General features: G+C 69.9%; 11 protein-coding genes. 6 read left to right on the forward strand and 5 right to left on the reverse strand.

The window, feature by feature from the left end; genetic code table 11:
- Positions 1 to 161 precede the first annotated feature (161 nt).
- The 5 genes from ACIQMX_RS13170 (at position 162) to ACIQMX_RS13190 (ending at position 5,560) form a co-directional block, all read left to right on the forward strand.
- Positions 162 to 1,370, forward strand: a complete 1,209-nt coding sequence (locus tag ACIQMX_RS13170) for a CaiB/BaiF CoA transferase family protein (protein WP_402477332.1) — start codon at positions 162 to 164, stop codon at positions 1,368 to 1,370.
- Positions 1,367 to 2,464 (forward strand): carbohydrate ABC transporter substrate-binding protein, encoded by a 1,098-nt coding sequence (locus ACIQMX_RS13175; RefSeq protein ID WP_402477335.1) that lies wholly within the window; start codon positions 1,367 to 1,369, stop codon positions 2,462 to 2,464. The genes ACIQMX_RS13170 and ACIQMX_RS13175 overlap by 4 nt, the downstream gene beginning before the upstream one ends.
- Positions 2,461 to 3,261: an enoyl-CoA hydratase/isomerase family protein gene (locus tag ACIQMX_RS13180; RefSeq protein WP_402477338.1), complete on the forward strand. Its 801-nt coding sequence runs from the start codon at positions 2,461 to 2,463 to the stop codon at positions 3,259 to 3,261. The genes ACIQMX_RS13175 and ACIQMX_RS13180 overlap by 4 nt, the downstream gene beginning before the upstream one ends.
- 11 nt (positions 3,262 to 3,272) lie before the next feature.
- Positions 3,273 to 4,445 (forward strand): fumarylacetoacetate hydrolase family protein, encoded by a 1,173-nt coding sequence (locus ACIQMX_RS13185; protein WP_402477340.1) that lies wholly within the window; start codon positions 3,273 to 3,275, stop codon positions 4,443 to 4,445.
- A gap of 74 nt (positions 4,446 to 4,519) precedes the next feature.
- The gene (locus ACIQMX_RS13190) at positions 4,520 to 5,560 is read left to right on the forward strand and encodes a LacI family DNA-binding transcriptional regulator (protein ID WP_402477343.1); all 1,041 of its coding nucleotides are present in this window, start codon (positions 4,520 to 4,522) and stop codon (positions 5,558 to 5,560) included.
- A 77-nt stretch (positions 5,561 to 5,637) separates the two neighbouring features.
- On the opposite strand, the gene ACIQMX_RS13195 is transcribed toward ACIQMX_RS13190, so the two are convergent.
- Positions 5,638 to 6,297 carry a ThuA domain-containing protein gene (locus ACIQMX_RS13195; protein WP_402477346.1) on the reverse strand — a complete coding sequence of 220 codons (660 nt, stop codon included), beginning with the start codon at positions 6,295 to 6,297 and terminating at the stop codon, positions 5,638 to 5,640.
- Between the two features lie 507 nt (positions 6,298 to 6,804).
- Here ACIQMX_RS13195 and ACIQMX_RS13200 point away from each other — a divergent pair.
- On the forward strand, positions 6,805 to 7,554 hold the full coding sequence (locus tag ACIQMX_RS13200) for an FCD domain-containing protein (RefSeq protein WP_363072447.1): 750 nt from the start codon (positions 6,805 to 6,807) through the stop codon (positions 7,552 to 7,554).
- A 63-nt stretch (positions 7,555 to 7,617) separates the two neighbouring features.
- Here ACIQMX_RS13200 and ACIQMX_RS13205 read toward each other — a convergent pair whose 3' ends face one another.
- The 4 genes from ACIQMX_RS13205 to ACIQMX_RS13220 form a co-directional block, all read right to left on the reverse strand.
- A complete protein-coding gene (locus ACIQMX_RS13205; RefSeq protein ID WP_402477349.1) occupies positions 7,618 to 10,317 on the reverse strand; it encodes a right-handed parallel beta-helix repeat-containing protein in 2,700 nt (899 codons plus the stop codon).
- 263 nt (positions 10,318 to 10,580) lie between these two features.
- Positions 10,581 to 10,922, reverse strand: a complete 342-nt coding sequence (locus ACIQMX_RS13210) for an L-rhamnose mutarotase (protein ID WP_363072451.1) — start codon at positions 10,920 to 10,922, stop codon at positions 10,581 to 10,583.
- 142 nt (positions 10,923 to 11,064) lie between these two features.
- Positions 11,065 to 11,907 (reverse strand): carbohydrate ABC transporter permease, encoded by an 843-nt coding sequence (locus ACIQMX_RS13215; RefSeq protein ID WP_363072453.1) that lies wholly within the window; start codon positions 11,905 to 11,907, stop codon positions 11,065 to 11,067.
- Positions 11,904 to 12,815 carry a sugar ABC transporter permease gene (locus ACIQMX_RS13220; protein WP_363072455.1) on the reverse strand — a complete coding sequence of 304 codons (912 nt, stop codon included), beginning with the start codon at positions 12,813 to 12,815 and terminating at the stop codon, positions 11,904 to 11,906. Before ACIQMX_RS13220 ends, ACIQMX_RS13215 begins: the two co-directional genes overlap by 4 nt.

Raw genomic sequence — 12,815 nt, forward strand, 5'->3', positions numbered from 1 at the left:
GGGGCGGATCGAGGCGTTGACACTGCGAGCGGTGCCCGCATAGCGTGAATGTTAGCGCTGCCGGTAGCGCTAACAACAGAGCTGGGAACAACAATTGCGGCGACGGCGGGGCGAGTTCCCTTCCTGCTCCTCCTCGCCTTCCTCCTCTTTCAAGGAGTCCCATGACGACGCCTGACAAGCCCGGGATACTCACCGGGTACCGGGTCCTCGACTGCTCCATCGCCATGGCCGGCCCGTTCGCGGCCCAGCGGCTCGGCGACCTCGGGGCCGATGTGGTCAAGGTCGAGCCGGTCACGGGGGAGTGGCAGCGTCACGCGGCGGCGGGAGGCGCGGGCGGAAACCGGATCAACGTCTCCTTCCTCTCGCTGAACCGCAACAAGCGCTCCCTCGCCGTCGACCTCAAGGATCCGGACGGCAAGGAGGTGCTCCGCCGGCTCGTGGCCGAGGCCGACGTCTTCCTGCAGAACTACCGCCCCGGCGTCGCCGGCCGCCTCGGCGTCGACTACGCCTCGCTGGCGGAGATCAACCCGTCGCTCGTGTACGTCTCCATCTCCGGCTACGGCGAGGACGGTCCCTACGCCCAGCGCCCAGGACAGGATCTGCTGCTCCAGGCGATGTCCGGTGCCATGCTCTCCGCAGGCCGCGCGGGCGAGGCACCGCAGGCCGCCGGCCAGTACCTCGTGGACGCCGTCACCGCGTCCACCGCCTTCGAGGGCGTGCTCGCCGCGCTGCTGCACCGCGAACGCACCGGTGAGGGACAGCTCGTGACGGTGAACATGCTGGATGCCGTCACCACACTCCAGATGCAGGAACTGTCGGTGCACACCGTGGGCGGCCTGGCGCAGAGCCGCTCCGGGGAACCGCACGCACATGTCTACATCCGCGCGCCTTACGGCGCGTTCGAGACCGCCGACGGCTACATCGTCCTCGCCTTCCCGCCGCTGAAGACGCTCGGCGAACTCCTCGGCGAGGACAGCTTCCTGTCCATGGAGGACGAGGAACACGGCTGGACCCACCGCGACGAGCTCTTCTCGCGCACCGCGTCCCGGCTCCGCACCCGTACCTCGCGCCACTGGCTCGACGCCTTCGAGGCCGCGGGCGTATGGGCCGGACCGGTCTACGGCTACGCGGACCTGGTCGACGACCCGCAGATCCGCCACAACGGCACCTTCGTCACCTACGACCACCCCACCGAGGGCCGTGTGAAGGTGCCCGGGTTCCCCTACAAGTTCTCCGCCACACCGCCCCGTATCGACCGAGGCGCACCGCTCACCGGCCAGCACTCGCGCGAGATCCTGGCCGAAGCGGGCCTCTGCCAGGAGGAGATCGAGGCGTTGTTCGACTCGGGCACCGTGACGGAGACCCAGTGACCTACGCCGGACTGACCTGGGACCACCCGCGCGGCCATGATGCCCTCGCCGCGGCGGCCGGCGACCTCGTGCACTGGTCCGTCCAGCCGCTGGAGGGCTTCGAGTCCCATCCCGTCGACGAGCTCTGCGCCCGCTACGACCTCGTCGTGCTGGACCACCCGCACCTCGGCGAGGCACTCGCCGCGGGCTGCCTGCGCCCGCTGGACGACCTCTTCGGCAGGGAGGAACTGGACGGCTGGCGCGCCGGCTCGATCGGACCCACCATGCACTCGTACGCGATGGAGGGCAGTCAGTGGGCCCTGCCCCTGGACGCGGCCACCCAGGTCTCCGCCACCCGCACCGATCTGGCCGGGGAGCCGCCCACCACCTGGGAGGAGGTGCTCGGCCTCGCGAACCGCTCGCCGGTGGCACTGTCGCTCGCCGGACCGCACGCCTTCCTCACCTTCGCCTCCGTCGCGGTCGCCCTCGGCGAGGAACCGGCCGCCGACCCCGGGGAACTGATCAGCGACACGACAGGACGCGCCGTCCTGGACCTCATGGCCGGGATCGACTCCCGGGCACCCGCTCGTACACGCACGCTCAACCCGATCGGGCTGCTGGAGCTGATGGCAGGCACCGACCGCCTGGCGCACTGCCCGCTGGTGTACGGCTACGTCACCTACGCGGACCGGCTGACGTTCACGGACGCCCCGGCCGCCCGGCCGGGGGGACGGCCGGGCTCCACACTCGGCGGCACCGGACTCGCCATCAGTTCCCGCTGCACTCCCACCCCGGAACTCCTGGACCACATCCGCTGGCTGATGTCGCCCGCCACCCAGCGCGGATTCCTGCCCCGGCACAGCGGGCAGCCGAGCGCACGCGCCGCCTGGACCGACCCGGCGATCGTCGCGGCGGACTTCTACCGCCGGACCACCGCCACGTGCGAACAGGCGTGGGTCCGCCCCCGCCACGACGGCTACATCGGCTTCCAGAACGCGGCCTCCGCCGTCGTCCGGGAGGCCCTGGCCGGCGAGACCGGCCACCGGGCGGCGGTCGGCCGACTGCGAGCCCTCTACCGCGCGAGCCGGACCACGAAGGAAGCAGGACGAGCATGACCGACACCAGCACCCCGCCCGACCTCGGCACCGGACACGTCCTGCTCGACGTCGCCGACCGGGTCGCCACCCTCACGCTGAACCGGCCCGAGAAGCTGAACGCCGTGACCCCCGAGATGTCCCGCGCCCTGGTCCGGGCCGTGAAGTGGTGCGACACCACGGACGACGTCCGCGCGGTGGTTCTGACCGGTGCGGGCGGGCGCGCCTTCAGCGCCGGCTCGGACATCCGCGAACTCGACGGTTACCGCACGCCCTGGGAGTTCCGCAACCGCGTCGACTACTGCGACGCCATCCGCGAGGCCCGGACGCCCACGATCGCCGCCGTCGGCGGCTACGCCCTGGGCGGCGGACTGGAGACCGCCCTGTCCTGCGACATCCGGATCGCCTCCCGGACGGCGTCCTTCGGGGCACCGGAGATCACACTCGGCTGGATCGGGGGCGGTGGCATGGCGGCATTCCTCAGCCGCGCGGCCGGCCCGGGCAACGCGGCACTCATGCTGCTCACCGGCGAACGCATCGACGCCGCACGGGCGCTGGAGTGGCACCTGGTCAGCGAGGTGGTCGCCCCCGGCGAACTGCTCGACCGGGCCCAGGCACTTGCCGCGGTCATCGCCTCCCGCGCCCCCGTTGCGGCGGAGACCGTCAAGATCAATCTGCGGGCGGCCGGGAATCTGCCCGAGGACCAGGCTCTCGCCTACGAACGGGACCTGCAGACCATCTGCTTCGCCACCGACGACGCCGCCGAAGGCCGCCGCGCGTTCGCCGAGAAGCGACCGCCCGTTTTCCGCAAAGCCTGAGAGGAACCGAAATGACCCTGTGGCCCGACGCCGCCACCACCCTGCCCGACGACGGCACGGAAGGGGCCCTCGTCGGCCGGGCCTGGCAGCCCGGCATCGGCCCCTGCGTCGTCGCTGTCCGCGAGAGCGGTGTGCACGACGTGACCGGGACCTTCCCGACCGTCCGCGACCTCTGCGAAACACCCGACCCGGCGGCGCGGCTGCGCGCGGCCCACGGCGAGCGCCTCGCCGGACTCGGCGAACTGCTGGCCAACACACCGCCCGGGACACGCGATCCCGCACGTCCCTGGCTGCTCGCCCCCGTGGACCTCCAGGCGGTCAAGGCCGCCGGCGTCACCTTCGTGGTGTCCATGCTGGAGCGGGTGATCGAGGAACGTGTGCGAGGCGAGGCCTCCGGCGCCGCCGAGGTGCGCGAGCAGATCCGCGGACTCGTCGGGGACGATCCGGCATCCCTGCGGCCCGGCTCCGCGGAAGCCGCCGCCCTCAAGGAACTCCTGGTCGCCCGGGGGATGTGGAGTCAGTACCTGGAGGTGGGCATCGGGTCCGACGCCGAGATCTTCACCAAGGCCCCCGTACTGGCCGCCGTCGGTACCGCCACCGACGCCGGAGTCCTTTCCGCCTCGCGGTGGAACAACCCCGAACCGGAGATGGTGATCGTCGTCTCCTCGGCGGGGAAGGTCGTGGGAGCCACGCTCGGAAACGATGTCAACCTCCGCGATGTGGAGGGCCGTTCGGCACTCCTGTTGTCGAAGGCGAAGGACAACAACGCCTCCGCCGCCCTGGGACCGTTCGTGCGGCTCTTCGACGGCGCCTTCGGCATGGACGACGTACGGAAGGCGGCCGTGACCCTGACCGTCGAGGGCGAGGAGGGCTACCGGCTCGACGCGGTGTCCTCCATGGCGTCCATCAGCCGTGATCCATTGGACCTCGTCGGTCAGCTGATCGGTCCGCACCACCGGTATCCCGACGGTGCGGTGCTCTACCTGGGCACGATGTTCGCCCCCGTCGAGGACCGTGACACTCCGGGCCAGGGCTTCACCCACCACGACGGAGACCTGGTCACCATCGCCACGCCCCGGCTCGGTTCCCTCGTCAACCGGATCAGGCCGAGCGACGCCTGCGAGCCTTGGAACTTCGGTCTCGCCGATCTGATGCGCTCCCTGGCCGCACGAGGAGCGCTGTGACGCAGGGCGCGCCGTCCGCCCGGACCGGCCGGGCGGCCGGTGCGGCGGCCGGCGCAATGGATATCGTCTCGGATGTGACCCAGCCACCCCGCCGCCCTCGCAAGCGTTCCGCCACCCGTTCGGTGACCCTGTCGGACGTGGCGGCGGCGGCCGGGGTGTCCGCCCAGACGGTCTCCCGGGTCGTGCGCGACCCGCGGTCGGTGCCGGACGAGACCCGGGCCAAGGTGGAAGCGGCCATCGCGGCGACCGGCTACGTGCCCAACCTCGCCGCCAGCAACCTGGCGTCTAACCGCAGCCGTACCGTCGGCGTCCTGGTCCCGCAGATCAACGCGTCGGTGTTCGCGGACACCGTCCACGCCTTCTCGACCGCCCTGGCGGCCCACGGCTACCAGATCTTCGTCGGCACGACCGACTACCGGCCGGACCACGAGGAGGACGTGCTGCGGAGTTTCCTCGGCCGGCGGCCGGACGGACTGCTCATGGTGGGAACCGACCACACTCCGGGGACCCGTGCCCTGCTGGCCGCCGCGGGCGTGCCCGTCGTGGAGACCTGGGGCTGGTCGGACGATCCGGTGGACCTGCTGGTCGGCTTCTCCAACACGGCGGCGGCCGCCGCGATGGTCGGGCACCTCGTCGAGCGGGGCCGGCGCAGGATCACGTTCGCCGGGCGCCACACATCCGGCGACCCCCGGGCCGCCGAGCGGCTCGACGGCTACACGACCGCCGTCCGCGAGCTGCTGGGGACGGCTCCGCGCACGGTGGACGCGGGGCCGGAGCCGGTCACCATGGACACCGGTGTCACGCTCCTGGACCTGGTGCTGGAACGGCATCCGGATTCCGACGCCGTGATGTTCTCCAGCGACGTCTTCGCCGCCGGCGCCCTGCAGGCGTGCGTGCGCCGCGGGATCGAGGTCCCCGGCACGCTGGCCCTGGCCGGGTTCGGTGACTACGAGCTGGCCCGGCACCTCGTTCCCTCGCTCACCACGGTGGCGGTGCCCGGCACCCTCATCGGCGAGCTGGGCGCCGAGTTGCTGCTGGAGAGGATGCGCGGCGCTCCGGTCGGAGTTCCGCACCGCGACGTGGGCTACCGGGTCGTCGCCCGCGCGAGCTCCTGAAGCACGGCCGGCGCCGGCACGGACCCGGCCCGGCACCGGGGCGGCCGGCGCATCGGTGTGCCGGCCGCCCCGGTTCCTCAGCGTGCCGCCCAGACCAGGCCCCGTTCGACCATCTTCGCGGTCTGCGGCACCTCCAGGTCCGCGACGCGGTGGCCGAGGGTGCAGACGAAGACCCGGCCGGCTCCCCAGCGGCGCGTCCACACGACGGGGAACTCGACCGGCTCGTCCCACTGGCCGCCGTCGGGGGAGAGGACCGAGGTGGCCAGCACCGTGTTCAGAGTGTCCGTCAGCACCCAGTAGTGCTCGGTGAGGACGTCGAAGTCCTCGACGCCCTGCGTGATCTCACCGTCCCGTTCCGGCAGGGCCGTGATGCGGACGGTGAAGTCCTGGAACCCTTCCGGGTGCCACAGGAAACGTCCCCCCACCATGCGCAGATAGCGAGCGGCGGCGACATTCGTTCCGATGACGCCGCCGTGCCAGCCGGCGAAACCCGTTCCCGCCTCCACGGCCGAGACGAGCGTGTCCTCCTGAAGGGACGTCAGTTCGTCCCCGGACCATGAGTGGACGACGAGGTCGGTGGCGGCGAGCAGGTCCGCGTCCTCGTACACCGAGAGGTCCTCGGCGACGGATACCTCGAACCCCGCGCGTTCGAGCCGGGGAATGAACATCCGGGTGCAGCCGACCGGGTCGTGTCCTTCCCAGCCGCCGCGGACCACCAGGACTGTGCGCTTACTCACTTCGGATTGCCTCCGTACAGTGTCGGTTGTCCCTGCGGTCGTGGTGGTTGCGCCCGGCCGCCTGCCAGGTGGGGCCGTGCCGGCCGGACACGTCCGGATCCCCCAACTCCCTTTACCGGCGTGCGAATTGATGACCGGGGAGTAACCTGGCGTGAAGCGCTCCGGGCCTTTCGGCAGTCAGGCCTCGTTTGCTCCGCGACCCGCTCGATCCGCCGCGGCCGTGGACCGGAACCCGGTGACATGCCTCGCACCCCGCCTTCGGTTGAAGCGTGTCGCGCTGGTGACGGGCGATTCCTGTCTCCGGAGCCCTGGCCCGGCCTGCCCGAAGTGCCTTGCCGGGGCGGCCGGTCCGGCCCCGGGCGTGCTCTCGCCTCCGGGGCGTGGCGTGACCGGAAACCTTGGTCATCACTTATGATACGAGTGATGACCTTAGCATGTTCCGCTAGCCTTGAACCCTCGGACAGTGGGGACCGGGCACACCTGCACACATTGGGAGTCGCTGACCAGATGAGTAACCCATCCGCGGACGCCGTTGCCGTGTCCCCCCGTCAACGGCGTCGGCCTCCCCTCGCCGCCGCCGTCGTGCAGAGCCTGGCGACGGCCATCGTGCTCGGCGAGTACCCGCCCGGAACGGCCCTGCCCTCGGCGGGCGTCCTGTGCGAACAGTACGAGGTGAGCCGCACCGTCATTCGCGAGGCGACCATGGCCCTCTCCGAGAAGGGACTCGTCGCGACGCGCCAGGGATGGGGCACGGTCGTGCTCGATCAGGAGCAGTGGAGTCTGCTCGACCCCCTGATCCTCGACGCGCTCTTCCAGCGGAAGGACCGGCTGGTCTTCCTCGACAACCTGATCGAGATCCGCACGACCCTCGAGTGCGCCATGTCCGCCCGTGCCGCCCGTCTCATGGACGACGCACAGGTTGCCGCACTGACGGCCAAGCTCGACGAACTCGCGTCTCTGCGAGGCGATCCGGAGGCCTACTCCCGGGCCGACATCGAGTTCCACGAGATCATCCACCGTGCTTCGCGGGACGCGTTCGGACGGGCCATCGTGTCGAGCATCCAGGGCAAGGCCGTGCGCTACCCCCAGTACAGCGGCGATCCCACGCGTGAACACATCGAGCTGACGCACGAGGCGCACGCACGGATCGCGGCCGCCCTGCTCGCCCAGGACGCCGACGAGGCGGCCGAGGCGATGCGGGACCACATCACGTCCTCCTGGGAGCGCCGGCGACCGCTCGACACCTCCGGCGCGTGACGTACGCCGGGGCATCCGTGCACGGTGGATGCCCCGGCGTGAGGAGACGGTGTCACCCGGCGGCTACCGGTGAGCGGCGTCCGTGCCGTGGTTCGCCGGCCGGCCGATGCCCTGCGTCGTGACGCCGCGGTTCCATTCCCGGACCCACGCGGCCCCGTACGACCGGGCCACCGATCCGGAGGCCGAGAACCTGAGCGTGCCGAGGTCGAGGCCGGTCTCCGCCACCGAGGCGGCCAGGAGGAGGTTGGTGTTGACCCGGTCGCTCCACCGTGACGGGCTGTACTGCGACGCCGGTTCGGCGAAGTCGGCCTTCGTCTCGATGAAGCCGCAGCAGCCGACGGTCACCGCGTGGTCGATCTCCACCCGCGACGGCACCCAGACCGAGTCCGGATCCTCCCACACCGTCGCGCGGCTGCAGCCGTTGGTCCCGGACGTGGTGTAGACGGCGGCCGTGCACTCCTCGCCCGTCGCGGTCACGCGTGGCACGTACCAGCCGGTGATCTCCGGATAAATGACCGGCTTCCCGTCGGAGTACTTCAGCCTCCCGTTCGTGTAGTGCGCGTGCCAGGCGGCGACGGTCCGGGGGGTCGCGCTGTACTTCTCGCCCTCGCGGACGTCGAGGAACGCGTTGTAACGGCTCTCCAGCACCCAGCTGTTGGCCGGCGGAAGACGCGTCTCGCCGTTCTTGTGGTAGATGCCGCCGTGGCCCACGTGGTCCACCCCGATGAACACGTTGTCGTTCGCGGTGTTGCTGTGGCCGGAGTTGAAGTTGACGCCGGACTTCGAGCCGTTCACGACATTGTGGTGGAAGCGGACTCCGCTCGCACCGTCGTCCATGTACAGGGCGTCGTTGGACCCCCCGATCTTCTCGAAGTGGTTGTAGGCGATCTCGTTGCCGAGGTAGGTGAAGTCCCGCCCGGCGTAGACGGCCCCCATGTCGCCCGCGTTCTTCACCACGTCGTAGAAGTGGTTGTGGTCGACGCGCATGTCGTTGCCCATGATCTGCACGGCCATGTGCGGTGCGTCGTGGACGTAGTTGTACTCGAACGTGTTCCCCACGCCGTACATGTAGCCGGCCGGCGTGTATGTGGCGAGTTTGGAGAAACGAGTCATCTCGTTGTGGCGGGCGACGTTGTTTCCGCGTTCGAGCGTGGCGCGGTCGCCGCCGCCGAGCAGTACGCCTCCGCCGCCGAGATCGTGGAGGTAGGAGTTCTGCACGACGTTGTCGTGCCCGCCCTGCACGGTCTCGTAGTCCGGCATGCTGGTGATCGTGTCCGTCGTACGCCCGATCCGGATCGCGTCCATGCTCACATTGGAGATGTCGACCCGGTCGATGAGGGTCCCGACGGCGTCCAGCAACTGCACGCCGCTGACCAGCGAGCCGGTCATGGCCAGGCCCCGGACCGTCACGCCCCGGGTGCCGTCGAGCAGCATGAAGTTCTTGTCGAACGTCTGAAGCGTGGTGGTGCTGCCCTCGACCGTGCCGTTCCGGGGCCGGAAGTAGAGGACGTCGTTGTCGTGGTAGCGGTCGATGTAGTACTCGCCGGCCGTGTCCATCTCCGACAGGACGTTGAGCACCTTGACCTTGGTCCAGGAGTCCTGCGGGATGTACATGGAGGGGTACTTGGTGTACAGCTTGTCGCCGCTCCACGAGAGGATGCGCAGCATGTCGTTGGCGTAGTTGTTGCCGAGGTATCCCGAGAGCCAGCCTTCCGTCTCGGACCTGCTGTTGTCGATGTCCTCGATCCAGCGCGGATCCAGCTGGACCGGTACGTCGGCGTACTCGCCGAATCCGCGGGTCCCCGGATCATCCACCGCGGGTACCGCCTCGGGTGCCCAGTTCCGGTAGCGGTCGCCCTCGGCGGCGCGGCCGCCGACCGTGAAGACGGACGGGGTCATGCGCCGCATCTCCTCCGGACTCCAGGTGTCCCGCTGCCCGGTGTCGGGAAGGAGCTGCTTCTTGTCCTCGAACTGGGCGCGGGGCGTCGTGCCGGAGCTGTTCCAGGCGCTCTCCGGCCCGAAGCGGCCGTCCGGGTCCACGTTCATCAGGTCCCGGGGGCCGTCGGCCTTCCACTTGGCTCCCGTCCCCCACAGGTGGCAGGCGGTCTCGGTGGTGGTGCACGCGTTGCCGTTCGGATACTCGGCCAGGGTCTGGGTGGCGCCGTCGACGACGAGCTCCGGAGCGAAGGGCTGCTGAACCCAGTTGAAGCCGTTCTTGTAGAGCGTGCCCGGTTCGATCCCGTGCGCGCCGAGGTCGAACACCCATACACCGTCACGCAGTTCCGGTGTGTCCAGGCGGGTGTGGGAGGAGTACCGGGGCTCGGCGAGCGTGTCCTCGGAAAGGTCCGTGAGCCGCCGCCACCCGTCCGCCGGGAGTTCGTGCGACCCGGTCAGCGTGACCTTCTCGTCGCGGTACGCGGTATACGTCACCCATGAGTTCTCCTTGCCGCTGAGCCGGACGGTGTCGTCGAGGACGTATGTCCCGCCCCGGATGTAGACCGTGCCCCGCGCCCCGGGGGAGGTTCGGCCGGCCAGTGCGTCCCGCGCCGCCGTGATCGTCCGCAAGGGGGCGTCGCGGCTCCCGCTGTTTCCGTCGTTGCCGTCCGAGGCCGACACGTAGACCGTGAGGGCGCCGGAGGAGGCCGCCCGGCCGGACGGTGTGGCCGACGCGGTGCCGGCCGCCGGCATGCCGGCGCTCGTCACCAGCGCCAGGGCGACGGAGGCCAGCAGGGCACGTGCCGGTCGTCTCCCGGTTCTCGACATGGAGAAGCCTTTCGTTGGATTCCGTGAACTCGTCCCGGCCCGCGGCATCCGGACCGCTTCGAGGCGTCCTGGCGTCCATGAACGGACGCCGGAGAGGGGGTCCGGCAGTGCCTGTGCCGCCCGGGGCAGCGCCATGGGCAGACAGAACATGTATGACATGTGCAGACTATGGCTCCCTTTGGCCCCGCACAAGCGTCACGACCGAACCGGGCGCCGGAGAGCGGGCGCGGGGAGACGCGGCTTCGGGGTGGCCGGACGGCGCGTCAGTCCAGGTGGAAGACCTCCTCCGCGTCCACCCAGCGCTCCCCGGGCTCCGCCGAACCGAGCGGCTGCTGGCAGGGATCGGTGAGGGTCCACCACCGCTGGGTGTCCGGGTCGGCGGCGATGGCGGCCATGTCGGCGTCGTAGTCGTCGCCCGTGTACTCGTAGTAGGCGAACAGCGTGTGGTCGCGCAGGAAGACGGAGTACGAGGTGATGTGGGCGCGGGAGAGAGTGTCCAGGACCGGCTGCGGGACCGACCGGTGCAACTCCCGGTAGTTCTCCTCCTGTTCCGGACGCAGACGGATCACGGACGCGACCCGGCGCGGGGTACGGGGAGCGGGCATGGCGGGGCTCCTTCACGACGCGGGCCGGCCGGCCCGCCGACGGACTTCACCGGCCGGGCAGCAGGGCCGGGCCGGTCGAGGGAAAAGAAGAGGGGACGGGCGGGCCGGCCGGGAGACGTCCGGCCGGCCGTGCCCTCGGGGATCAGCCCTTCACGGCTCCAGCCGCGAGGCCGCTCATGACGTGACGTTGCATCACGACGAAGATCACCAGAATGGGGATCACGGCGAGCAGCAGAGTCGGGAACACCTTGGTGTAGTCCGTCGAGTACTGGCCGACGGCGGCGTACACACCGGTGGTGACGGTGTAGACGTCACTGCCGGGTCCGAGGATCATCTGCGGACTGGCGAAGTCGTTCCATACGCTCAGGGCGTTCAGGATGAACACGGTGGCGATGATCGGCCGCATCAACGGCACGATGATCCGCCACAGCGTGTGGTACTTGCCGGCTCCGTCGATGGCCGCGGCCTCGTCCAGCGAACGGGGCAGTACCCGGATGTAGCCGAAGAAGACGAACAGCGTGAACGGGATGGTGGTGGCCGTCATGAAGAGGACGAGACCGGGCATCGTTCCCATCAGCCCCACGGAACGGAGCACGAAGATGACCGGCACCAGGATCACCTGGGTCGGGATGAACATCCCCGCGATGAAGAAGAACAGCAGCAGCCGGGAGACCAGGTTCGGCGTGCGGGCCAGTACGTAGGCCGCGGGCGCGCACACCACCATGGCCAGCGCGTTCACGCAGAGCACCAGCGCGAGCGTGGTGCCGTAACCCTTGAGGATGCTGAAGCCGGGGTTGTTCCACGCGTCCGCGACGTGCTGGAACGTCGCGGTGCCGAGGTCCAGGGTGAACGGATTGCTGAGGATCTCCCGCTGGCTCTTGAAGGCGTTGACCACCAGGAGGTACATCGGCACCAGCATGCCGAGCGAGGCCAGGGTGACGAACCCGACGCGCAGGGCGGCGGCCGAGACGAGTTTCTTCTTCATCCGATGGACTCCGCGTCTCTCTCGGCGCGCCTGCGCAGGAAGAGGACCGTGAGGGACAGGACCGCGGCCGCGAGGATCAGCAGCACGGCCTGGGCCGAGGCCAGGCCGATGTTCCGCTGGGGGAACGAGACCGCGAGGATCGAGTAGGCGAGCGTCTTGGTCGATCCCGCGGGGCCGCCCCCGGTCAGCGACACGACGACGTCGTACGTCTTCAGCAGCGAGATGCCCGAGGTGATGACGGCGACCGTCACCGTGGAGGCCAGCGAGGGCCAGGTGACGGCGCGGAACGTCTGCCACCGGCCTGCCCCGTCGAGCTTCGCCGCCTCCAGCAGATCCTCCGGCACGGCCTGGAGCCCCGCCAGATACAGGATCAACTGCACGCCGAACAGCGACCAGACGATGACGAGGATCATCGACCACAGGGCCCAGTCGGGGTCGCTCAGGAAGGGCAGGCTGTCGGTTCCGACCTTCTCCAGCATGGTGTTGACCACCCCCTGGGGCCCCAGGATCGCCTGCCACAGGAAGCCGACGACCAGCGCGCTCAGGACATGCGGGTAGAACATGACCACCCGGCCGAAGGTGTTGAACCGGTTGGTGCGCTTCAGCAGCAGCGCGAGGCCGAGCGCCGCGACGTTGACGGCGACCGCGCCCACCACGGCCACCACGGCGGTGATCACCATGGTGCCCGTCATGTCGTCGGAAGCGAAGACGGTGCGGTAGTTGTCCAGCCCGATGAACTCGGGGACGCGGGTGGGAAATCCATTGTACTCGGTGAAGCTGTAGTAGAACGCGTAGATCACCGGTACGACCAGGAGTGCGGCGTAGATCAGCACCGCGGGGACGACCATGCTGATACTGACGCCCGCGCTGCGCCATCGCCGTGGCTTCGAGGGGAGTGTGCGTGCCAT

The sequence above is a fragment of the Streptomyces sp. NPDC091416 genome, from assembly GCF_044756845.1.
GTDB lineage: Bacteria > Actinomycetota > Actinomycetes > Streptomycetales > Streptomycetaceae > Streptomyces.

Coding starts and splice junctions, on each gene's coding strand:
- ACIQMX_RS13170 (WP_402477332.1), top strand. CDS start 162: ATGACGACGCCTGACAAGCCCGGGATACTCACCGGGTACCGGGTCCTC.
- ACIQMX_RS13180 (WP_402477338.1), top strand. CDS start 2,461: ATGACCGACACCAGCACCCCGCCCGACCTCGGCACCGGACACGTCCTG.
- ACIQMX_RS13185 (WP_402477340.1), top strand. CDS start 3,273: ATGACCCTGTGGCCCGACGCCGCCACCACCCTGCCCGACGACGGCACG.
- ACIQMX_RS13200 (WP_363072447.1), top strand. CDS start 6,805: ATGAGTAACCCATCCGCGGACGCCGTTGCCGTGTCCCCCCGTCAACGG.
- ACIQMX_RS13205 (WP_402477349.1), bottom strand. CDS start 10,317: ATGTCGAGAACCGGGAGACGACCGGCACGTGCCCTGCTGGCCTCCGTC.
- ACIQMX_RS13210 (WP_363072451.1), bottom strand. CDS start 10,922: ATGCCCGCTCCCCGTACCCCGCGCCGGGTCGCGTCCGTGATCCGTCTG.
- ACIQMX_RS13215 (WP_363072453.1), bottom strand. CDS start 11,907: ATGAAGAAGAAACTCGTCTCGGCCGCCGCCCTGCGCGTCGGGTTCGTC.
- ACIQMX_RS13220 (WP_363072455.1), bottom strand. CDS start 12,815: ATGGCACGCACACTCCCCTCGAAGCCACGGCGATGGCGCAGCGCGGGC.